Raw genomic sequence first — 21,673 nt, 5'->3', positions numbered from 1 at the left:
TCTGTTGCAAGGGACCTCATGAAGCGAAAACGGACTCTCGAAGCGCCAAAGTTGTTGGGCATTATCTGGCCATTTGTTGCTGTGGTGCTGTTTCAGGCCTTGCTCGGGAGCATCAGCCTGTACGCGCTGTCGGCAGTGCGTGGTTATGTGGCGGGGGAGAGCCTGTGGTCCAAGGGCCAGAAAGACGCCATCTATTACCTCAACCAGTACGCTGACAGCCGCGACGAGGTGGCCTTTCAGAAGTATCGCAAGGCGATTGCCGTGCCCCAGGGCGGGCATGACCTGCGCGTGGCCCTCGACCTGCCGACCCCGGATATCGACGCCGCACGCCGTGGCATCCTCCAGGGCGGCAACCATCCCGACGACGTTTCCAGTGTGATCTGGCTGTACCTGAACTTTCATCAGGTCAGCTATATGCAGAAGGCCATCGAGCTGTGGGCGGTCGGTGACGGATTTTTGCGCCAGCTGGATGAAGTGGCCGAGCAGATGTACAGCGGTTTTCGTGCTGGCCGTGCCGATGCCCGTAGCGTCGCGGGCTGGAAGGCGCAGATTGCTTCGATCAACGATGCCGTGACCCCGGCTGCCCGGGCGTTCAGCGATGCCCTGGGTGAAGGGTCGCGGATGTTGCTGCGGGTATTGCTGGTCACCAACCTGGCCACTGCGCTGTTCCTGATTGCCCTGGCCTGGATGCGTTCGAGCAAGCTGCTGGCTCAGCGCCAGGCCTTTGCCAATGCCCTCGAAGTGGAGAAGGAGCGGGCGCAGATCACCCTTGAGTCGATCGGCGATGGCGTCATCACCACCGATGTCGAAGGCTGCATCGCCTACATGAACCCGGCCGCCGAACAGTTGACCCACTGGCATGCGGCCCAGGCCCAGGGCTTGCCCTTGGCTGCGCTGTTCAGCCTGCTCGACGAGAATGCCGAAAAGGACAGCCTGACCCTGGTCGAGCGCGTGCTCGAAGGTGGCCTCAAGGGCGGCAGTGAACATACCAAGCTGATCCAGCGCCTGGACGGCAGCACCGTGTCGGTCACCCTGGTAGGTGCGCCGATCATGGCTGAGGGTAAGATCAGCGGCATCGTCCTGGTGCTGCACGACATGACCCAGGAGCGTCAGTACATCGCCAACCTGTCCTGGCAGGCGACCCACGACGCCCTGACCGGCCTGGCCAACCGCCGCGAATTCGAATACCGCCTGGAACTGGCGCTCAACGCCATGGCGCGCAAACCGGCGCGCCACTCCTTGATGTTCCTTGACCTGGACCAGTTCAAGCTGGTCAACGACACCTGCGGTCATGCCGCCGGCGATGAGTTGCTGCGGCATATCTGTGCTGTGCTCCAGGCCGGCCTACGCGAAGGCGACACCCTGGCGCGGCTGGGTGGTGACGAGTTCGGTATCCTTCTGGAGAACTGCCCCCAGGAGCAGGCCGAGCGCATTGCCGAGAGCCTGCGCCAGGCCGTGCAGAGCCTGCACTTCGTGTGGAAAGGGCGGCCGTTCATGACCACCGTCAGCCTGGGCCTGGTGCATATTGCCCAAGGGCCGACCACCCTCGAAGCCTCGCTGCGGGCCGCCGACATGGCTTGCTACATGGCCAAGGAGAAGGGCCGCAACCGCGTGCAGGTGTATCACGCCGATGACAGCGAGCTGTCCATGCGCTTTGGCGAGATGGCTTGGATCCAGCGCCTGCACGTGGCCCTGGAAGAAAACCGTTTCTGCCTCTATGCCCAGGAAATTGCCGCCCTTGGACCCCATGAAGGCGCCGGGCATATCGAGATCCTCCTGCGCCTGCACGACGAGGGCGGCCGCATCATCCTCCCTGACAGCTTCATTCCCGCCGCCGAGCGCTATGGCCTGATGACCGCGCTGGACCGCTGGGTGGTGCGCAGTGTGTTCAAGGTCATCCGCCAGTGCCTGGACGAACAGCGCGATGGCCCGTTGGCCATGTGCGCGATCAACCTGTCGGGCAGCAGCATCGGTGATGACAAGTTCCTCGAGTACCTGCAGCGGCTGTTCAGCGAGTTCGCCATCCCGCCGCACATGATTTGTTTCGAAATCACCGAAACCAGCGCGATTGCCAACCTCGGCAGTGCCATCCGCTTTATCAACGAGCTCAAGGGCCTAGGTTGCCGGTTCTCGCTGGATGACTTTTGCGCCGGTATGTCGTCGTTCGCTTATTTGAAGCATTTGCCTGTAGACTTTCTGAAAATCGACGGGAGTTTCGTCAAGGACATGCTCGATGACCCGATCAACCGGGCCATGGTCGAGGTGATCAATCACATCGGTCACGTGATGGGCAAACGCACCATCGCCGAGTTCGTCGAAACCCCGTTGATCGAGCAGGCCCTGCAGGAAATAGGCGTGGACTACGCCCAGGGATACCTGATCGAGCGGCCACAGGTGTTCACCTGTGACAGCTTGCAGCGCAAACGGATTGCTGCAAGGCCCCTGTTGTTCAAGGCGCCGGGGACCTTTCGCTGAGATCCACCGATAATCACAAGGAACAAGGAGCTGACAGTGATTGACGCGTTTATTCGTACTGGTCCATTGATGGACCCCAGCAGTTACCCGCTTTGGGCCCAGCAGTTGATCAAGGACTGCAGCGAGAGCAAGCGTCGGGTGGTGGAGCACGAGCTTTATCAACGCATGCGCGATGGCCGCCTCAGTGGCCGGACCATGCGCCAGTACCTGATCGGCGGTTGGCCGGTGGTCGAGCAGTTTTCCCTGTACATGGCCAAGAACCTCACCAAGACCCAGTACGCCCGCCACCCCGGCGAAGACATGGCGCGGCGCTGGCTGATGCGCAACATTCGCGTCGAACTCAACCATGCCGATTACTGGCTGTTCTGGGCCCAGGCCCATGGCGTCAGCCTCGAAGACCTGCAGGCGCAGGAAGTACCTAGCGAACTCAACGCCCTCAGCGACTGGTGCTGGCATACCTGCGCGACCGATTCGCTGGTGGTTGCCATTGCTGCCACCAACTACGCCATCGAAGGCGCAACCGGTGAGTGGTCGGCGGTGGTTTGCTCGACTGGCGTCTACGCCCAGGGCTTCCCGGAAGAAGGCCGCAAGCGCGCGATGAAGTGGCTGAAGATGCACGCCCAGTACGATGACGCACACCCTTGGGAGGCCTTGGAGATCGTCTGCACCCTGGCCGGCAATAACCCGTCGGTGGCGCTGCAAACCGAATTGCGCCGGGCCATCTGCAAGAGCTATGACTATATGTTCCTGTTCCTTGAGCGCTGCATGCAGCAAGAGCAGGAACAGCGCCAGCAGCCCGCCCGGGCCCGGGCGGAGCTGGCCGAGGGCTGAGCTTACTGGGCGTTGAACGCCTGGCCGTTGATGCCGGTGCTGTCTGGACCCATCAGGTACAGGTAGACCGGCATGATCTGCTCTGGCAGCGGATTGTTTTCCGGTGTTTCCGCAGGGTAGGCCTGGGCGCGCATGCTGGTACGGGTGGCGCCCGGGTTGACACTGTTGGCACGCACCGGCGCCACACCTTCAAGCTCGTCGGCGAGGGTCTGCATCAGGCCCTCGGTGGCGAACTTCGACACTCCATAGGCACCCCAGTAGGCCCGGCCTTTGCGCCCGACGCTGCTGGAGGTGAAGATCACCGAACCATCCGCCGACAGCTTGAGCAACGGCAGCAGGGTGCTGGTGAGCATGAACATGGCATTGACGTTGACCTGCATCACGCGCATGAAGTTGTCGCCCGAAAGCTGCTCCAGCGGCGTGCGCGGGCCAATGATCGAGGCGTTGTGCAGCAGGCCGTCGATATGGCCGAACTCGGCTTCGATCATCGCTGCCAGCTCGTCGTACTGATGTGGCAGGGCAGTCTCCAGGTTGAACGGGATGACCGCGGGTTTCGGGTGGCCGGCCGCTTCGATCTCGTCGTAGACCTGGCTCAGGTTGGCTTCGGTCTTGCCCAGCAGCAAGACGGTGGCGCCATGGGCGGCATAGCTCTTGGCCGCAGCCGCGCCGATGCCGCGACCGGCGCCGGTGACCAGGATGGTCCGGCCTTTGAGCAGGTCGGGGCGGGCAGAGTAATCGAACATGGGGTTACCTCTAGGTAGGTGATGGCTTCATCGCTGGCAAGCCAGCTCCCACAAGGTTGATGGTGGTCTGTGGGAGCCGGCCTTGCCGGCGATGCAAGGCAAAGCCTTGCCAGTACGAAGGTTTCAGCAGCCGCAAAGCGCGTTATCGAGCACCTTGCGCAGCTCCAGCGGATGATCGACCACGACATCCGCGCCCCAGTTGTTGGGGTTGTCATCTGGATGAATGTAGCCGTAGCGCACTGCCGCAGTGCGGGTGCCGGCATCGCGGCCCGACTCGATGTCGCGCAGGTCGTCGCCGACGAACAGCACGCTGGCCGGGTCCAGGTTGAGGGTCTTGCAGGCGAGGATCAGCGGCTCGGGGTCCGGCTTGCTGTTCTTCACGTGGTCCGGGCAGATCAACAGCGCCGAACGCTCGCTCAGGCCCAGCTGCTGCATGATCGGCTCGGCGAAACGCACCGGCTTGTTGGTGACCACGCCCCAGATCAGGTTGCTTTTCTCGATGTCGGCCAGCAGTTCGGCCATGCCGTCGTAAAGCTTGCTGTGCACCGCGCAACCTTGCTGGTAGCGCTCGAGGAATTCCAGGCGCAGAGCCTCGAAGCCTTCGGCTTCAGGGTCGAGGTTGAAGGTCACCGAGACCATGGCCTTGGCGCCGCCGGAGACCACGTCGCGGATTTTCTGGTCCTCGATGGCCGGTAGGCCGCGCTCGGCGAGCATGGCCTGGCAGATGGCGATGAAGTCCGGCGCCGTGTCGAGCAGGGTGCCGTCCATGTCGAAAAGTACCGCTCGCAAACGCATGCTTATTCCTCGCGCAGGGTCTGGATCATGTAGTTGACGTCAACGTCGTTGGCCAGCTTGTAGTGCTTGGTCAGCGGGTTGTAGGTCAGGCCGATGATGTCCTTGACGGTCAGGCCGGCGTCGCGGCTCCAGGCGCCAAGTTCGGACGGGCGGATGAATTTCTTGAAGTCATGGGTGCCGCGCGGCAGCAGCTTCATGATGTATTCGGCGCCAATGATGGCGAACAGATAAGCCTTGGGGTTGCGGTTGATGGTCGAGAAGAACACCTGGCCACCCGGCTTGACCATGCGGAAGCAGGCGCGGATCACCGAGGACGGGTCTGGCACATGCTCGAGCATCTCAAGGCAGGTGACCACGTCGAACTGCTCGGGCAGCTCTTCGGCCAGGGCCTCGGCGGTGATCTGCCGGTACTCGACGTTGACCCCGGATTCGAGCTGGTGCAGCTGGGCCACGGCCAGTGGCGCTTCACCCATGTCGATGCCGGTGACGGTGGCGCCACGCAGGGCCATGGCTTCACTGAGGATGCCGCCGCCGCAGCCGACATCGAGGACCTTCTTGCCGGCCAGCTTGACCCGCTCGTCGATCCAGTTGACCCGCAGCGGGTTGATGTCGTGCAGCGGCTTGAACTCGCTCTCGCGGTCCCACCAGCGGTGGGCCAGGGCTTCGAACTTGGCGATTTCGGCGTGGTCGACGTTGCTCATGGAACAGTCCTCTGAAACTTGGATAATTTGCTCTTGCCCGCCAGCACTGGCTGCCGGGCGCTTATTCGTTGTGCTCGCCGATCCGCTGGCCCCAGGCGCAGGCGGTGGCGTGCAGGGCCTGTTCGTCCAGGCGGGTCAGGCGCCGGTCGTCAAGCAGTGGCTTGCCGGCGACCCAGACGTGCTTCACGCAGTCCCGGCCGCTGGCGTAGATCAGTTGCGAAACCGGGTCATACACCGGCTGCTGGGCCAGCCCCGAAAGATCGAAGGCGACCAGGTCGGCAGCCTTGCCCAGCTCCAGCGAGCCGGTAATCGCCTCAAGGCCCAGGGCCCGGGCGCCGTTGAGGGTTGCCATGCGCAGCGCCCGATGGGCATCCAGGGCACTTGCCGAGCCGGCCACAGCCTTGGCCAGCAGGGCAGCGGTACGGGTTTCGCCGAGCAGGTCGAGGTCATTGTTGCTGGCCGCACCGTCGGTACCAACGGCAACGTTGATGCCGGCCTGCCACAAGCGCTCGACCGGGCAGAAGCCGCTGGCCAGCTTGAGGTTGGACTCCGGGCAGTGCACCACACTGGTGTTGCTTTCTACCAGCAGGGCCAGATCCTCGTCGCTGACCTGGGTCATGTGAACCGCCTGCAAGCGCGGGCCGAGCAAGCCGAGGCGGGCAAGCCGGGCCAGGGGGCGCTCGCCGCGGGTCTGCAGCGATTGCTCGACCTCGAAGGCGGTTTCATGGATGTGCATGTGGATCGGCGCGTCCAGCTCTTCGGCGATGACGCGGATCTTTTCAAGGTTGTCGTCGCTCACCGTGTACGGCGCATGCGGGCCCAGGGCCACGGTGATGCGCGGGTGGTGGCGCAGGTCGCCGAACAGCTCGATGCCCAGTTGCAGGGCTTCTTCGGTGCTGCGCGCGCCGGGGATCGGGAAATCCAGCAGGGGCACGGCGATCTGCGCACGGATGCCGCTGTGGTGCACGCGCTCGCTGGCCACCTTGGGGTAGAAATACATGTCGCTGAAGCAGGTGATGCCGCCCTTGACCTGCTCGGCGATGGCCAGGTCGGTACCATCACGGACGAAGTCTTCATCGACCCAGCGCCCTTCGGCCGGCCAGATGTGCTCTTCGAGCCAGGTCATCAGCGGCAAGTCATCGGCCAGGCCGCGGAACAGGGTCATCGCCGCATGGCCGTGGGCGTTGACCAGCCCCGGGCTGAGCAGGCAGCCCGGCAGTTCGCGGGTTTCGCCAGCGATGAACGCCTGGGCCTGGCTGCGCGGGCCGATGAACACGATCTGCCCGTCGCGGATGCCCAGGGCATGATCCTTCAAAACCACTCCGGCAGGTTCGACCGGCACCAGCCAGGTAGGCAGGAGCAGCAGGTCGAGCGGCGTAGCGGGTTTGGGCATGGCAGGTTTCCCTGGGCGACTGAAGGTGAGGGCGAAGTATACCCGAGCGTCCGCGCCTGGGGCTCGCTATAATCGTCCGCTTTTGATGTCCGAATGATGGGGTGAGGCATGCGCGATCGACTAATGGCTGCAGAGAAGGTGAAAGCCATCGATTGGCGGGATGGCACCCTTTATCTGCTCGACCAGCGCGCGCTGCCGGGCACGCAGGTCTGGCTGGCCTGCAGCGATGCCGCCGCAGTGGCCGAGGCCATTCGTTCGATGGTGGTGCGCGGTGCGCCAGCCATTGGCATCAGCGCCGCCTATGGCCTGGCCCTGGCGATTCGTCAGCGCCTGGCCGCCGGTGGTGACTGGGAGATGGCCCTGGAAGAGGATTTCGAGCTGCTGGTGCATGCCCGGCCGACCGGCGCCAACCTGTTCTGGGCCCTGAACCGCATGCGCGAGCGCTTGCTGCGGCTCAAGGAAGGTGATGACGTGCTGGCCATCATGGAGGCCGAAGCCATGGCCATCCATGAAAGCGACCGCGAAGCCAACCTGACCATGGCACAGCTGGGTGTCGACCTGATCCGCAAGCACCAGGGTAACGAGCAGGCAGTCCTTACCCACGGCAATACCGGCGCCCTGGCCACCGGCGGCTTCGGCACTGCCCTCGGGGTGGTGCGCGCCGCTTACCTGGAGGGCATGATCGAGCGCGTCTATGTCGATGAAACCCGCCCGTGGCTACAGGGTTCGCGCCTGAGTGCCTGGGAGCTGGCAGGCGAGGGCATCCCGGCAACCATTACCGCCGATTCCGCCGCCGCCCACCTGATGAAAACCAAAGGCATCACCTGGGTGATCGTCGGCGCCGACCGCATCACCGCCAATGGCGATGTGGCGAGCAAGATCGGTACCTACCAGCTGGCGGTCAATGCCATGCACCACGGCGTGCGTTTCATGGTCGTGGCGCCGAGTTCGAGCATTGACATGAACCTGGAGAGCGGCGACGACATCCTCCTCGAAGAGCGCAGCGCCAGCGAGTTGCTGGCGCTTGGCGGCGAGCCGCTGGGCGCTGCTTTCGAGGCGTTCAACCCGGTGTTCGACGTGACCCCGGCCGACCTGATCGACGTGATCGTCACCGAGAAAGGCATCGTCGAGCGCCCGGACACGGTGAAGATGGCGCAACTGATGTGTCGCAAGCGTTTGCATTGAGACTTTGCCCCCGTCTGCGGCCTGCTGTAGCGGCTAACGGGCGTTCTCGACGAGCAGTAGGGTAGTAGTGCCGCAGCCTACTCCCACCCTCTGGGCGATTGTGGTAACATCCGACGGTTTCCAAGGCTGCCCCGCGGGGCAGCCTTTACTGCGCAGATCCATGGCATAACTCGTTGATTTGTCGTAAGTCGTTGCAAGGAGTCACTTTGCAGCGGCGAGCTTCGTTCGTCCCATATGGATGTGACGAGGTTTCACCAGAAAAAGGAATCAGGCTTCTCATGGGCGAACTGGCCAAAGAAATCCTCCCGGTCAATATCGAAGACGAACTGAGACAGTCCTACCTCGACTACGCGATGAGCGTCATTGTCGGGCGTGCACTGCCCGATGCGCGTGATGGCTTGAAGCCCGTGCATCGCCGCGTTCTGTATGCGATGAGCGAACTGGGTAACGACTGGAACAAACCGTACAAGAAATCCGCCCGTGTGGTCGGTGACGTGATCGGTAAGTATCACCCGCATGGTGATACCGCCGTTTACGACACCATCGTACGCATGGCCCAGCCGTTCTCGCTGCGTTACCTGTTGGTCGACGGCCAGGGTAACTTCGGTTCGGTCGACGGCGACAACGCCGCCGCCATGCGATACACCGAAGTCCGCATGACCAAGCTGGCCCACGAACTGCTGGCCGACCTGCATAAAGAGACGGTCGACTGGGTACCCAACTACGACGGTACCGAGCAGATCCCGGCGGTCATGCCGACCAAGATCCCCAACCTGCTGGTCAACGGTTCCAGCGGTATCGCCGTGGGCATGGCGACCAACATTCCGCCACACAACCTCGGTGAAGTCATCGATGGTTGCCTGGCACTGATCGACAACGCCGACATCACCATCGATGAGCTGATGCAGTTCATCCCGGGCCCCGACTTCCCGACCGCCGCGATCATCAACGGCCGCCAGGGCATCATCGAGGCCTACCGCACCGGTCGCGGCCGCATCTACATGCGCGCCCGCTCGATGGTCGAAGACATCGACAAGGTCGGTGGCCGCCAGCAGATCGTCGTCACCGAGCTGCCGTACCAGCTGAACAAGGCGCGTCTGATCGAGAAGATCGCCGAGCTGGTCAAGGAGAAGAAACTCGAAGGCATCACCGAGCTGCGCGACGAGTCCGACAAGGACGGTATGCGCATCGTCATCGAACTGCGTCGTGGCGAAGTGCCGGAGGTGATCCTCAACAACCTCTACGCCCAGACCCAGCTGCAGAGCGTTTTCGGCATCAACGTGGTTGCGCTGATCGACGGCCGTCCGCGGGTGCTGAACCTCAAGGATCTGCTCGAAGCCTTCGTTCGTCACCGTCGTGAAGTGGTCACCCGTCGTACCGTGTTCGAACTGCGCAAGGCGCGTGAGCGCGGGCACATCCTTGAAGGCCAGGCGGTTGCCCTGTCCAACATCGACCCGGTAATTGCCCTGATCAAGGCCTCGCCGACGCCTTCCGAGGCCAAGGAAGCGCTGATCAGCACGCCGTGGGAATCCAGCGCCGTGCAGGTGATGGTCGAGCGCGCTGGCGCCGACTCCTGCCGCCCGGAAAACCTCGATCCGCAGTTCGGTCTGCGCGACGGCAAGTACTTCCTGTCGCCGGAACAGGCCCAGGCCATTCTCGACCTGCGCCTGCACCGCCTGACCGGTCTTGAGCACGAGAAGCTGCTGGCCGAGTACCAGGAGATCCTCAACCAGATCGGCGAGCTGATCCGCATCCTCAACAGCGCCGAGCGCCTGATGGAAGTGATCCGCGAAGAGCTGGAACTGATCCGTGCCGAATACGGCGACGTGCGCCGCACCGAGATCCTCGATGCACGCCTGGACCTGACCCTGGGTGACATGATTCCGGAAGAAGACCGGGTCGTGACCATCTCCCATGGCGGCTACGCCAAGACCCAGCCGCTGGCCGCCTACCAGGCCCAGCGTCGCGGTGGTAAAGGCAAGTCGGCTACCGGCGTCAAGGACGAGGACTACATCTCGCACCTGCTGGTCGCCAACAGCCACACCACCCTGCTGCTGTTCTCCAGCAAGGGCAAGGTGTACTGGCTCAAGACCTATGAAATTCCCGAGGCCTCCCGTGCCGCGCGCGGTCGACCGCTGGTCAACCTGCTGCCGCTGGACGAGGGCGAGTACATTTCGACCATGTTGCCGGTCGAGGAGTACACCGAAGGTCACTTCATCTTCATGGCGACCGCCAACGGCACCGTGAAGAAGACCCCGCTGGAATCCTTCAGCCGTCAGCGCAGCGTCGGCCTGATCGCCCTGGAGCTGGACGAAGGCGACGTGTTGATTTCCGCGGCCATCACCGATGGCGAGCGTGAGGTCATGCTGTTCTCCGACGCCGGCAAGGTCACCCGCTTCAAGGAATCCGACGTTCGCGCCATGGGCCGTACCGCCCGCGGTGTACGCGGCATGCGTCTGACCGAAGGGCAGAAGCTGATCTCCATGATCATCCCGGAAGAAGGCAGCCAGATCCTTACCGCTTCCGAGCGTGGTTACGGCAAGCGTACCGAAATCGCCGAGTTCCCCGAGTACAAACGTGGCGGTCAGGGCGTTATCGCCATGGTCAGCAACGAGCGTAACGGTCGCCTGGTGGGTGCAGTGCAGGTGCAGGATGGCGAGGAAATCATGCTGATTTCCGACCAGGGCACCCTGGTGCGTACCCGTGTCGGTGAAGTCTCCAGCCTGGGTCGTAACACCCAGGGTGTGACCCTCATCAAACTGGCCAGCGACGAGACCCTGGTGGGGCTGGAACGGGTCCAGGAGCCATCCGAAGAGGAAGGCGACGAGGACTTCGACGCCGAGGTGGATGGCGCTGAAGTGGACGCCGATGCGGCACCACAGGCCGACGCCGCTGCCGACGAAGAGGCACAGCCGGAATAAATTAGTAGCGCAACCCTGGTGGGGGAAGGCCGCGGCAGTCGAGCACAGCTCGCTGCCCGGCCGGCTCCTGCGGACATCGAGAGCAGAGCGAGAGTGGATGTGAGCAAACGAGCCTTTAACTTCTGCGCAGGCCCTGCTGCGCTCCCTGACGCTGTACTGCAGCGCGCCCAGGCTGAAATGCTGAACTGGCGTGGCAAAGGCCTGTCGGTGATGGAGATGAGTCATCGTAGCGACGACTACGTGGCGATCGCCGAGAAGGCCGAGCAGGATCTGCGCGACCTGATGTCCATTCCTTCCAATTACAAGGTGCTGTTCCTGCAGGGCGGCGCGAGCCAGCAATTCGCTGAAATCCCGCTCAACCTGCTGCCTGAAGACGGCACTGCCGACTATATCGAAACCGGTATCTGGTCGAAAAAGGCCATCGAGGAAGCCCGTCGCTACGGCAACATCAACGTTGCTGCCAGCGCCAAGGCTTACGACTACCTGGCCATCCCTGGCCAGAACGAATGGAACCTGAGCAAGAACGCCGCCTATGTGCACTACGCCTCGAACGAGACCATTGGTGGTCTGGAGTTCGACTGGGTGCCGCAGACCGGTGACGTACCGCTGGTGGTCGACATGTCGTCGGACATCCTCTCGCGACCGGTTGGCGTCTCCGACTTCGGCCTGATCTACGCGGGCGCCCAGAAGAACATCGGCCCGAGCGGACTGGTGGTGGTGATCGTCCGTGAAGACCTGCTCGGCCGTGCCCGCAGCAGCTGCCCGACCATGCTCGACTACAAGGTTGCGGCCGACAACGGCTCGATGTACAACACTCCGGCGACCTATTCCTGGTACCTGTCCGGGCTGGTCTTCGAGTGGCTGAAAGAGCAGGGCGGCGTCGAGGCCATGGAGCAGCGCAACCGGGCCAAGAAGGACCGTCTGTACGGCTTCATCGACAACAGCGATTTCTACACCAACCCGATCAGCGTCAACGCCCGTTCGTGGATGAACGTGCCGTTCCGCCTGGCTGACGAGCGCCTGGACAAGGCCTTCCTCGCTGGCGCCGATGCCCGTGGCCTGCTCAACCTCAAGGGTCACCGTTCGGTTGGCGGCATGCGCGCCTCGATCTACAACGCCCTGGGCCTGGACGCCGTCGAAGCGCTGGTTGCCTACATGGCTGAATTCGAGAAGGAGCACGGCTGATGTCGGAGCAGGAACTCAAGGCGCTGCGGGTGCGCATTGACAGCCTCGACGAGAAGATCCTCGAGCTGATCAGTGACCGCGCCCGTTGCGCGCAGGAAGTGGCGCGGGTCAAGACCGCGACCCTGGCCGAAGGCGAGACGCCGGTGTTCTACCGCCCCGAGCGGGAGGCGCAGGTGCTCAAGCGCGTCATGCAGCGCAACCAGGGGCCGCTGGGCAACGAAGAGATGGCGCGCTTGTTCCGCGAAATCATGTCGTCGTGCCTGGCCCTGGAGCAGCCGCTCAAGATCGCTTACCTCGGCCCTGAGGGTACCTTTACCCAGGCTGCGGCAATGAAGCATTTCGGCCATGCGGTGATCAGCAAGCCGATGGCGGCGATCGACGAAGTGTTCCGCGAAGTGGCGGCCGGTGCCGTCAACTTTGGCGTGGTGCCGGTGGAAAACTCCACCGAAGGTGCGGTCAACCACACCCTCGACAGCTTCCTTGAGCACGACATGGTGATCTGCGGCGAAGTCGAGCTGCGCATTCACCACCACCTGCTGGTGGGTGAGAACACCAAGACCGACAGCATCAGCCGTATCTACTCCCACGCCCAGTCGCTGGCCCAGTGCCGCAAGTGGCTGGATGCCCACTACCCGAATGTCGAGCGCGTGGCGGTGTCGAGCAACGCCGAAGCGGCCAAGCGGGTCAAGGGCGAGTGGAACTCGGCGGCCATCGCCGGCGACATGGCGGCGGGCCTGTACGGCCTGACCCGTCTGGCCGAGAAGATCGAAGACCGTCCGGACAACTCCACGCGCTTCCTGATGATCGGTAACCAGGAAGTACCGCCGACCGGCGACGACAAGACCTCGATCATTGTCTCCATGAGCAACAAGCCGGGCGCTTTGCACGAGTTGCTGGTGCCGTTCCACGAGAACGGTATCGACCTGACCCGTATCGAGACCCGTCCGTCGCGCAGCGGCAAATGGACCTACGTGTTCTTCATCGATTTCGTCGGCCACCACCGCGATCCGCTGATCAAGGCCGTGCTCGAGCAGATCAGCCAGGAAGCCGTGGCCCTGAAGGTGCTGGGTTCCTACCCGAAAGCGGTACTCTGAGGCTATGAATGGCGTGCATGCAGTTTTGAACAGGGTCCAGCTCCGTGGGTGAAGTCGTGGTAAACAAGCCTGGGCCGGTCATCGGTCGCCTGGTGGTAGTCGGGTTGGGCCTGATTGGCGGGTCCTTCGCCAAAGGCTTGCGTGAAAGCGGCCTGTGCCGCGAAGTAGTCGGTGTCGACCTTGACCCGCAGTCGCGCAAGCTGGCGGTGGAACTGGGCGTGGTCGACCGCTGCGAAGAAGATCTCGCCGTCGCCTGCGTCGGCGCCGATGTCATTCAGCTTGCCGTGCCGATCCTGGCCATGGAAAAACTCCTCACCCGCCTGGCTCGGCTCGATCTGGGGCAGGCGGTGCTGACCGACGTCGGCAGTGCCAAGGGCAATGTCGTGCGCGCAGCCCGCGAGGCCCTTGCCGGGCGTTTGCCGCGTTTCGTGCCTGGCCATCCGATTGCCGGCTCCGAGCAGAGCGGGGTGGAAGCTTCCAATGCTTCTCTGTTCCGCCGCCACAAAGTCATTCTTACGCCGCTGGCCGAAACCGATCCGGCTGCCCTGGCGCTGGTCGATCAGCTCTGGCGTGCGCTGGAGGCCGATGTCGAGCACATGCAGGTCGAGCGCCACGACGAAGTCCTGGCCGCTACCAGCCACTTGCCACACCTGCTGGCCTTCGGCCTGGTCGATTCCCTGGCCAAGCGCAATGAAAACCTCGATATCTTCCGTTACGCTGCCGGAGGTTTCCGCGATTTCACGAGAATCGCCGGAAGCGACCCGGTCATGTGGCACGACATCTTTCTCGCCAACCGCGAAGCTGTCCTGCGCACACTCGATACATTTCGCAGCGATCTCGACGCCTTGCGCGACGCGGTCGATGCAGGGGATGGGCATCAGCTGCTGGGCGTCTTCACTCGCGCCCGTGTTGCCCGCGAGCATTTCAGTAAAATCCTGGCCCGCCGGGCCTATGTGGACGCTATGAACTCCAACGACCTGATTTTCCTGGCAAATCCTGGTGGCCGCGTGTCTGGCCGTATTCGTGTACCAGGTGACAAATCGATTTCCCATCGCTCGATCATGCTCGGCTCCCTGGCCGAAGGCACCACCGAAGTGGAAGGTTTCCTCGAGGGCGAAGACGCCCTGGCGACCCTGCAGGCCTTCCGTGACATGGGTGTGGTCATCGAAGGCCCGCACCATGGCCGGGTGACCATCCACGGCGTTGGCCTTAATGGTCTGAAGCCGCCACCGGGCCCGATCTACCTGGGCAACTCCGGTACCTCGATGCGCCTGCTCTCCGGCCTGCTGGCCGCGCAGCCGTTTGACACCGTGTTGACTGGTGATGCCTCGCTGTCCAAGCGGCCGATGAATCGCGTGGCCAACCCGCTGCGGGAAATGGGCGCAGTGATCGAAACCGCCGCCGAAGGTCGTCCGCCGATGACCATCCGTGGCGGCCACACGCTCAAGGCCTTGACCTACACGTTGCCTATGGCCAGTGCCCAGGTCAAATCCTGCCTGCTGCTGGCCGGCCTGTATGCCCAGGGCAAGACCACTGTCACCGAGCCTGCGCCAACCCGTGACCACACCGAGCGCATGCTCCGCGGTTTCGGCTACAGCGTTAAAGTCGACGGTCCTACGGCTTCGCTGGTATCCGGCGGCAAGCTGACGGCAACTCATATCGAAGTGCCAGCGGACATTTCCTCGGCAGCTTTCTTCCTGGTGGCGGCGTCGATCGCCGAAGGTTCCGAGCTGCTGCTCGAGCACGTCGGCATCAACCCGACCCGCACCGGCGTCATCGACATCCTGCGCCTGATGGGCGGCGACATCACCCTGGAAAACCAGCGTGAGGTCGGCGGCGAGCCGGTGGCTGACCTGCGCGTGCGCGGGGCTAAACTCAAGGGTATCGAGATTCCCGAACATCTGGTGCCGCTGGCCATCGACGAGTTCCCGGTGCTGTTCGTCGCTGCCGCCTGTGCCGAAGGCCGTACCGTGCTGCGCGGCGCCGAAGAGCTGCGGGTCAAGGAATCCGATCGCATCCAGGTCATGGCCGACGGCCTGCTGGCCCTGGGCGTGAAGTGCGAGCCGACCCCGGACGGTATCATCATCGACGGCGGCGTGATCGGTGGCGGTGAAGTGCACGGTCATGGCGACCATCGCATTTCCATGGCTTTCAGCGTTGCCTCGTTGCGCGCTACGGCACCGATCCGTATCCATGACTGCGCCAACGTCGCGACCTCGTTCCCGAACTTCCTCGCCCTGTGCGCCGAAGTCGGTATCCGCGTGGCAGAAGAGGGCAAGTCGTGAACTCCAACGCACCGGTCATCACCATCGACGGGCCAAGCGGTTCGGGCAAGGGTACCGTTGCCGGCCTGCTGGCTCGGGAGCTTCGGTGGAAGCTGCTGGATTCGGGCGCGCTATACCGCTTGCTGGCCTTTGCCGCCAGCAACCACGGTGTCGACCTGACCAATGAAGAGCTGCTGGTCAAGATCGCTGCCCACCTGGATGTGCAGTTCATCGCCGCCGAGCCGGGCAAGCTGCAGCAGATCATTCTTGAAGGCGAGGATGTCAGCAATGTCATCCGTACCGAAACCGTGGGTGCCGGCGCCTCCATGGTCGCCTCGCTGCCGGCGGTGCGCGAAGCCCTGCTGCAACGCCAGCGGGCGTTCCAGGAAGCGCCGGGGCTGATTGCCGATGGTCGCGACATGGGCACCGTGGTGTTCCCGGACGCACCGCTCAAGGTATTTCTGACCGCCAGCGCCGAGGAACGTGCCCGTCGCCGTTACTTGCAGTTGAAGGCCAAGGGCGAAGATGTTAGTCTGTCGAGTCTGCTAGATGAGATTCGTGCGCGTGATGAGCGCGACACCCAGCGCGCAGTGGCCCCGCTCAAACCGGCGGCCGATGCGATCCAGCTGGATTCCACGGAGTTGTCCATCGAGCAGGTGTTGCAACGCATCAAGAGCGAGATCGCCCTGCGCGATATCGCCTGATGACCAGGAAGGCAGGCAGGGGCACCAGTCAACGTCCTGTCGGCTTTCCTTTATATGAACGAAACCCACATTGTCTGGAATGTGGCTGATGGGCGTATGTCCCGCCCTAATCTACAGGAATTAAAATGAGCGAAAGCTTTGCAGAACTCTTTGAAGAAAGCCTGAAAACCCTCAATCTTCAGCCGGGTGCGATCATCACCGGTATCGTTGTCGACATCGACGGCGACTGGGTTACCGTACATGCTGGCCTGAAGTCCGAGGGCGTCATCCCGCTCGAGCAGTTCTACAACGAAGCTGGCGAGCTGACCATCAAGGTCGGTGACGAAGTTCACGTTGCGCTGGACGCGGTCGAAGACGGCTTTGGCGAAACCAAACTGTCCCGTGAAAAAGCCAAGCGCGCCGAGTGCTGGATTGTTCTGGAAGCAGCTTTCGCCGCCGAAGAAGTGGTCAAGGGCGTTATCAACGGTAAGGTTAAAGGCGGCTTCACTGTCGACGTTAACGGTATCCGTGCGTTCCTGCCTGGTTCCCTGGTTGATGTCCGCCCAGTGCGCGACACCACCCACCTGGAAGGCAAAGAGCTGGAATTCAAGGTCATCAAACTGGACCAGAAGCGCAACAACGTTGTCGTTTCCCGTCGCAGCGTCCTGGAAGCCGAGAACAGCGCCGAGCGCGAAGCTCTGCTGGAATCCCTGCAGGAAGGCCAGCAAGTCAAAGGTATCGTCAAGAACCTCACCGACTACGGCGCATTCGTTGACCTGGGCGGCGTTGATGGTCTGCTGCACATCACCGACATGGCTTGGAAGCGTATCAAGCACCCATCGGAAATCGTCAACGTTGGCGACGAGATCGATGTCAAGGTTCTGAAGTACGATCGCGAGCGTAACCGTGTATCCCTGGGTCTGAAGCAACTGGGTGAAGACCCATGGGTTGCTATCAAGGCTCGTTACCCAGAAAGCACCCGCGTCATGGCGCGTGTTACCAACCTGACCGACTACGGCTGCTTCGCAGAGCTGGAAGAAGGCGTGGAAGGCCTGGTACACGTTTCCGAAATGGACTGGACCAACAAGAACATCCACCCTTCGAAAGTCGTACAAGTCGGCGACGAAGTGGAAGTCATGGTTCTGGACATCGACGAAGAGCGTCGTCGTATCTCCCTGGGCATCAAACAGTGCAAGTCCAACCCATGGGAAGACTTCTCTGGCCAGTTCAACAAGGGCGACAAGATCTCCGGCACCATCAAGTCGATCACCGATTTCGGTATCTTCATTGGTCTGGATGGCGGCATCGACGGCCTGGTTCACCTGTCGGACATCTCCTGGAACGAAGTCGGCGAAGAAGCCGTACGTCGCTTCAAGAAGGGCGACGAGCTGGACACCGTCATCCTGTCTGTTGACCCAGAGCGCGAGCGCATCTCCCTGGGTATCAAGCAGCTGGAAAGCGATCCGTTCTCCGAGTACGTTGCTGCTAACGACAAGGGTGCAATCGTTAAGGGTGTTGTAAAAGAAGTTGACGCCAAAGGCGCCATCATCACCCTGGCCGACGACATCGAAGCCACTCTGAAAGCTTCTGAAATCAGCCGTGACCGCGTTGAAGACGCGCGTAACGTCCTGAAAGAAGGCGAAGAGATCGAAGCGAAGATCATCAGCGTTGACCGCAAATCGCGCGTCATCCAGCTGTCGATCAAGTCGAAAGACGACGCTGAAGAGAAAGAAGCTATCCAGAGCCTGAAAGAAGCTCCTGCGGAAGCTGCTGACACCACCATGGCTGCGCTGCTGCGTCAGGCAATGGCCAAACAGAACTAAGTTCTGCTGGTGTTTAAAAAAGGGCGACTTCGGTCGCCCTTTTTTGTGCCTGCGATTTCTTGTTGCGGCTGGAACCCTTGTGCCAGCGCGCTTTGCCGGGGGCAGTGGTAAAGCGCCACTATACATTTGTCCTACGCCCATTTTTTGAGAATCCGATTAAGTCAAGAACCGCCCTGTTCAAATCCCTCAGGTCGTGCTAAAAACAACGAAGCAATGATCTAGCTGCTTGATAAAGAAGGGAAAAATATGACGAAGTCGGAGCTGATCGAACGTATTGTCACCCATCAAGGGCTGCTCTCATCCAAGGATGTCGAGCTGGCCATCAAGACCATGCTTGAGCAGATGTCCCAATGCCTGGCTACTGGCGACCGCATTGAAATCCGCGGCTTCGGCAGCTTCTCCCTGCATTACCGCGCCCCCCGCGTAGGCCGCAACCCGAAAACCGGTCAGTCCGTCAGCCTGGATGGCAAGTTTGTGCCACACTTCAAGCCAGGCAAGGAATTGCGGGATCGGGTGAATGAGGAAGAAGGGCTGGACGAACATTAATTCGGATAAAAGGGAGTCACCGTGCGGAACTTCAAGCAGTTGATTCTGGTCGTATTTTTTTTACTGCTTGTGGCGGCAGTATTGATATTTGTTTTGGAGAATCAGCAGCCGGCGACCTTGGCTTTTCTTGGGTTGACGTTACCTTCGATGCCTTTGTCGGTGTTTGTGCTTGTGGCCTTGGTACTTGGGTTATCGGTTGGGCCCTTGTTGGTGCTCGGCAGTCGAGTAATTAGGCGGTAGCAGGTCGGATGCTGGTGTCGAAGCCCTGGCGTTGGCTGTCAGTAATGGGGGCGCGTAGGAGAGTTCTTAACTTGATGGGAGCCGGTTCGTAGTTGCTCTGTAATCGCATAGAATGCCATCTTCAATCAAATAACAATAACGACCGCTAAACTGAAAAAGGCCGATGATTAAATGCAGAGTAGATCTGACCGAGTTGCACGAGAGGGTGATATTGACCTTTTTGATCTGGCGCATTGGCTATGGTTAAAAAAAGTGCTGATTGTTAGCATGATGTTGCTAGGGGGCGCCTGTGGTGTTGCTTATGCCATTTTGGTGACTCCCATTTACGAAGCCAAGGGCGTGGTGATTCCGCCGACCCAGAATGGTATTGCCGAACTGAACTACGGGCGTACCAGTGAATCCGGATTGGCACCGTTCAATATTTCTGCTGTTTATGATGTTTTTCTGCGCAATCTTCGCTCGGAAACGTTGCGCCGTCGCTTTTTCGAAGAGCAGTACCTCCCTTCGCTGGATGCTAAAAGCAAGCAGCGCTCGGAAGCCGACTTGTACCGTGATTTCTCGCGTACGCTGCAGATTACCCTGATTGACAAAAGTGTACCTGATCGATATTCGGTGCAGGTGCAGAGTAGTGATCCCGCATTGGCGGCCCGATGGGCATCGTTGTTTATCGAGCAAGCCGGGGCACAGGCCAAGGCTGAGCTGATCAGCAACGTCGAGCGTGAGGCGGAGGTGCTTGCGCGGAACCTCAGTCGGCAGATCAACATGTTGCGCGAAACGGGCAGGAAGGTCCGCGAAGACTTGATCATCCAGTTGAATGAGGCGCTTGCAGTTGCGCAGGCGATTGGTCTTCACAAACCGCCTCTGATCAGTGGGAACCTGTCGAGCGAAGTATCGGCTGGCATGGATGGTGAGCTGACTTATATGCGCGGCACCAACGCACTTGAGGCTGAGATTCGCAATCTTAAGGAGCGCAAATCGGATGATCCCTTCATTCACAGTTTGAGGGATCTTCAGTCAAAGTACGATTTTTACAAGTATCTGGAGGTCGATTCGGAGGCTGTATCGGTCTTTCGCTTCGACGGGCCAACCAGTCAGCCTGATATTCCTGTCAAGCCCAAGCGCGTGATGGCTGTTGCGGGTGGGGCGGCCCTGGGCTTGGTGGTGGGTGTGTTGATAGCAATGTTTGGCTATTTGCTGGGGCGCCGCTCGCGTGAGGCGACAGTCGGTACATGAAAGGGAAGCAGCCTGAATGGGTTGCCCTTGGTGAAGTGGTAATTTAGTGGCAAAATGCCTGGCGCTCGATGGCCAGGCAAGGCTGATGGTGGGGCTATTGCCCCACCGGGAACAGACTCCCCCAAGCCGATTTCTCCAGCGAGCCCGCATTTCTTATAGAAGGCAGGCTAACCTTGACCACGCTCAACCAGCTCCCCGCAGCTCATTTCAGTGAAATAGATCTCGTTGCACTCGCAAAAGATATCTGGAGGCAGAAGAACATCCTCGTTGTTTGTGGGTTCATGTTTGCTTTGGTTGCGGCTGCTTACGCGTATTTGTCTACCCCCACTTATTCGGTCAACTCTGTGCTTCGGCCCGCTGCGCTGAATGAGCTGGATGCGCTCAATCGCACGAATCTTTACAGCCTGACACCGCAAGAAGCGTTATTAGAAGTTGCAGGTGCACTGAACTCTTACGAAGTTCGTCTTGGTTTTTTTCAGAGCAATCCTGCGCTGATGACTTACTATCAAATGCCTGGCTTGACTGCCGAGCAAAGTTTTCAGCGATTTAATCGTGATGTGCTTTTGGTCTTGCCTGATCCCAAGAAGTCCGATGCATTGTCGCCAAAAATCGAGCTGCAATTGACCTACCCGCAGGGGGTCGATGGTGTTTCCATCGTCAACGGCCTGGTTGGATATGCTATTAGCCAGGAGCGGGCTGAGATTGAGGCGGATATGGAAGTTATTGTCCGCAATCGAATCAAGGAGCTAGAAGATAAACTTTCTGCGTCGCGCGCGGTATATCAAATCGACAAGAACTCCAGAATTGCCAGGCTGCTTGAGGCCGATAGCATCAAGCATGCCCAGTTGGTGGATGAGCTCAAGGCCCTTCGCGCGCAATTGAAGGCGCGCCGTGCGGACCGTATCGCGGAATTGTCCGAAGCCATTCAGATCGCAAGTTCATTGGGTATTAAGCGACCGACCACGCCTTCCGCACTGGGTGCGTCTGAGTCGGGGGCGGCAGTCAATGTCCTGCGCACCGAAGTTACCAATCAGACTACGCCCCTTTACTTTATGGGTAGTGATGCGCTGGAAGCAGAGAAAAAGGCACTCTTGCGCCGGGTGTCGGACGACTTTGCTGAGCCGCGTATTGCGCAGATAAACAAAGAATTGCAGTTGCTGCGCAGCAACCGTGAGGTCGAGGTGCTGAAAAGTCGTCGAGGCGAGGACGATTTTTTGAAGGACACCGAGGCAATGAATAGAGAGATGGTTCGCCTCAAGAGTCTGGATATCGACCTGGCCCGTTTGAAATTAGCGGTTGTTGATCGACAAGCTGTTGAGCCTGTTGCTCCGATTAAGCCCAAAAAGGGGTTGGTTGTGATTCTCGGCCTATTGCTTGGTCTGGCGGCGGGTGTACTGATAGTGTCAATTCGCCACTTGATGGCTCGGAGCCATTCATTTGTTCATTCGGGGGTGACCCGGTTGGACTCGCTCGACAAGCCCGGCATTGCACCGGTTGTGCTGCCGGCCAAAGTCTAGGTATCCCCGGGAGGGAGGGCAAAGTCAGTGGCCGTCGGGAGCAA

General features: G+C 60.9%; 16 protein-coding genes. 12 read left to right on the top strand and 4 right to left on the bottom strand.

The features are described 5' to 3' along the window. The first annotated feature begins 18 nt into the window (after positions 1–18). Positions 19–2,475, top strand: coding sequence for an EAL domain-containing protein (locus LOY45_RS19635; protein ID WP_258578222.1), 2,457 nt, complete (start codon positions 19–21; stop codon positions 2,473–2,475). A gap of 36 nt (positions 2,476–2,511) precedes the next feature. Next, positions 2,512–3,306: an iron-containing redox enzyme family protein gene (locus LOY45_RS19630; protein WP_115085818.1), complete on the top strand. Its 795-nt coding sequence runs from the start codon at positions 2,512–2,514 to the stop codon at positions 3,304–3,306. Between the two features lie 2 nt (positions 3,307–3,308). Here the strand turns inward: LOY45_RS19630 and LOY45_RS19625 are convergent, their stop codons facing one another. The 4 genes from LOY45_RS19625 to LOY45_RS19610 all read right to left on the bottom strand — a co-directional run bounded on the left by LOY45_RS19625 (position 3,309) and on the right by LOY45_RS19610 (position 6,938). Then, the gene (locus tag LOY45_RS19625) at positions 3,309–4,049 is read right to left on the bottom strand and encodes a YciK family oxidoreductase (RefSeq protein ID WP_010224149.1); all 741 of its coding nucleotides are present in this window, start codon (positions 4,047–4,049) and stop codon (positions 3,309–3,311) included. A 123-nt stretch (positions 4,050–4,172) separates the two neighbouring features. Further along, positions 4,173–4,844, bottom strand: a complete 672-nt coding sequence (gene mupP, locus LOY45_RS19620; protein WP_115085819.1) for an N-acetylmuramic acid 6-phosphate phosphatase MupP — start codon at positions 4,842–4,844, stop codon at positions 4,173–4,175. Between the two features lie 2 nt (positions 4,845–4,846). Continuing rightward, on the bottom strand, positions 4,847–5,545 hold the full coding sequence (ubiG, locus tag LOY45_RS19615; RefSeq protein WP_115085820.1) for a bifunctional 2-polyprenyl-6-hydroxyphenol methylase/3-demethylubiquinol 3-O-methyltransferase UbiG: 699 nt from the start codon (positions 5,543–5,545) through the stop codon (positions 4,847–4,849). 61 nt (positions 5,546–5,606) lie between these two features. Further along, positions 5,607–6,938, bottom strand: coding sequence for a TRZ/ATZ family hydrolase (locus LOY45_RS19610; protein WP_115085821.1), 1,332 nt, complete (start codon positions 6,936–6,938; stop codon positions 5,607–5,609). 108 nt (positions 6,939–7,046) lie between these two features. Between LOY45_RS19610 and mtnA the strand changes: the two genes are divergently transcribed. The 10 genes from mtnA (at position 7,047) to LOY45_RS19560 (ending at position 21,629) form a co-directional block, all read left to right on the top strand. Then, positions 7,047–8,123, top strand: a complete 1,077-nt coding sequence (gene mtnA / locus LOY45_RS19605) for an S-methyl-5-thioribose-1-phosphate isomerase (protein ID WP_115085822.1) — start codon at positions 7,047–7,049, stop codon at positions 8,121–8,123. Between the two features lie 278 nt (positions 8,124–8,401). Beyond that, positions 8,402–11,044 carry a DNA gyrase subunit A gene (gyrA, locus tag LOY45_RS19600; RefSeq protein ID WP_115085823.1) on the top strand — a complete coding sequence of 881 codons (2,643 nt, stop codon included), beginning with the start codon at positions 8,402–8,404 and terminating at the stop codon, positions 11,042–11,044. A 99-nt stretch (positions 11,045–11,143) separates the two neighbouring features. Further along, complete coding sequence (gene serC / locus LOY45_RS19595) at positions 11,144–12,229, top strand: 3-phosphoserine/phosphohydroxythreonine transaminase (protein ID WP_258578221.1); 1,086 nt, start codon at positions 11,144–11,146, stop codon at positions 12,227–12,229. Next, positions 12,229–13,323 carry a prephenate dehydratase gene (gene pheA, locus LOY45_RS19590; protein ID WP_134061674.1) on the top strand — a complete coding sequence of 365 codons (1,095 nt, stop codon included), beginning with the start codon at positions 12,229–12,231 and terminating at the stop codon, positions 13,321–13,323. Before serC ends, pheA begins: the two co-directional genes overlap by 1 nt. 44 nt (positions 13,324–13,367) lie before the next feature. Beyond that, complete coding sequence (locus LOY45_RS19585) at positions 13,368–15,608, top strand: bifunctional prephenate dehydrogenase/3-phosphoshikimate 1-carboxyvinyltransferase (protein ID WP_258578220.1); 2,241 nt, start codon at positions 13,368–13,370, stop codon at positions 15,606–15,608. Continuing rightward, positions 15,605–16,291 carry a (d)CMP kinase gene (gene cmk, locus LOY45_RS19580; RefSeq protein ID WP_115085826.1) on the top strand — a complete coding sequence of 229 codons (687 nt, stop codon included), beginning with the start codon at positions 15,605–15,607 and terminating at the stop codon, positions 16,289–16,291. The genes LOY45_RS19585 and cmk overlap by 4 nt, the downstream gene beginning before the upstream one ends. Before the next feature lie 125 nt (positions 16,292–16,416). Beyond that, positions 16,417–18,093: a 30S ribosomal protein S1 gene (gene rpsA, locus LOY45_RS19575; RefSeq protein ID WP_115085827.1), complete on the top strand. Its 1,677-nt coding sequence runs from the start codon at positions 16,417–16,419 to the stop codon at positions 18,091–18,093. Positions 18,094–18,339: 246 nt separating this feature from the next. After that, the gene (ihfB, locus tag LOY45_RS19570; RefSeq protein WP_258578219.1) at positions 18,340–18,639 is read left to right on the top strand and encodes an integration host factor subunit beta; all 300 of its coding nucleotides are present in this window, start codon (positions 18,340–18,342) and stop codon (positions 18,637–18,639) included. 411 nt (positions 18,640–19,050) lie between these two features. Then, a complete protein-coding gene (locus LOY45_RS19565; protein ID WP_258578218.1) occupies positions 19,051–20,112 on the top strand; it encodes an LPS O-antigen chain length determinant protein WzzB in 1,062 nt (353 codons plus the stop codon). A 173-nt stretch (positions 20,113–20,285) separates the two neighbouring features. Next, positions 20,286–21,629, top strand: a complete 1,344-nt coding sequence (locus LOY45_RS19560; protein WP_258578217.1) for a Wzz/FepE/Etk N-terminal domain-containing protein — start codon at positions 20,286–20,288, stop codon at positions 21,627–21,629. Positions 21,630–21,673 lie beyond the last annotated feature (44 nt).

The sequence above is a fragment of the Pseudomonas wadenswilerensis genome, from assembly GCF_024749185.1.
Lineage (GTDB): Bacteria > Pseudomonadota > Gammaproteobacteria > Pseudomonadales > Pseudomonadaceae > Aquipseudomonas > Aquipseudomonas wadenswilerensis.
This window is presented reverse-complemented; position numbering and strand designations above follow the sequence as displayed.

Bases quoted from the DNA above. Each gene is read 5' to 3' on its own strand.
- LOY45_RS19635 (WP_258578222.1), top strand. From the start codon at position 19: ATGAAGCGAAAACGGACTCTCGAAGCGCCAAAGTTGTTGGGCATTATC.
- LOY45_RS19625 (WP_010224149.1), bottom strand. From the start codon at position 4,049: ATGTTCGATTACTCTGCCCGCCCCGACCTGCTCAAAGGCCGGACCATC.
- mupP (WP_115085819.1), bottom strand. From the start codon at position 4,844: ATGCGTTTGCGAGCGGTACTTTTCGACATGGACGGCACCCTGCTCGAC.
- ubiG (WP_115085820.1), bottom strand. From the start codon at position 5,545: ATGAGCAACGTCGACCACGCCGAAATCGCCAAGTTCGAAGCCCTGGCC.
- LOY45_RS19610 (WP_115085821.1), bottom strand. From the start codon at position 6,938: ATGCCCAAACCCGCTACGCCGCTCGACCTGCTGCTCCTGCCTACCTGG.
- mtnA (WP_115085822.1), top strand. From the start codon at position 7,047: ATGCGCGATCGACTAATGGCTGCAGAGAAGGTGAAAGCCATCGATTGG.
- gyrA (WP_115085823.1), top strand. From the start codon at position 8,402: ATGGGCGAACTGGCCAAAGAAATCCTCCCGGTCAATATCGAAGACGAA.
- pheA (WP_134061674.1), top strand. From the start codon at position 12,229: ATGTCGGAGCAGGAACTCAAGGCGCTGCGGGTGCGCATTGACAGCCTC.
- rpsA (WP_115085827.1), top strand. From the start codon at position 16,417: ATGAGCGAAAGCTTTGCAGAACTCTTTGAAGAAAGCCTGAAAACCCTC.
- ihfB (WP_258578219.1), top strand. From the start codon at position 18,340: ATGACGAAGTCGGAGCTGATCGAACGTATTGTCACCCATCAAGGGCTG.
- LOY45_RS19565 (WP_258578218.1), top strand. From the start codon at position 19,051: ATGCAGAGTAGATCTGACCGAGTTGCACGAGAGGGTGATATTGACCTT.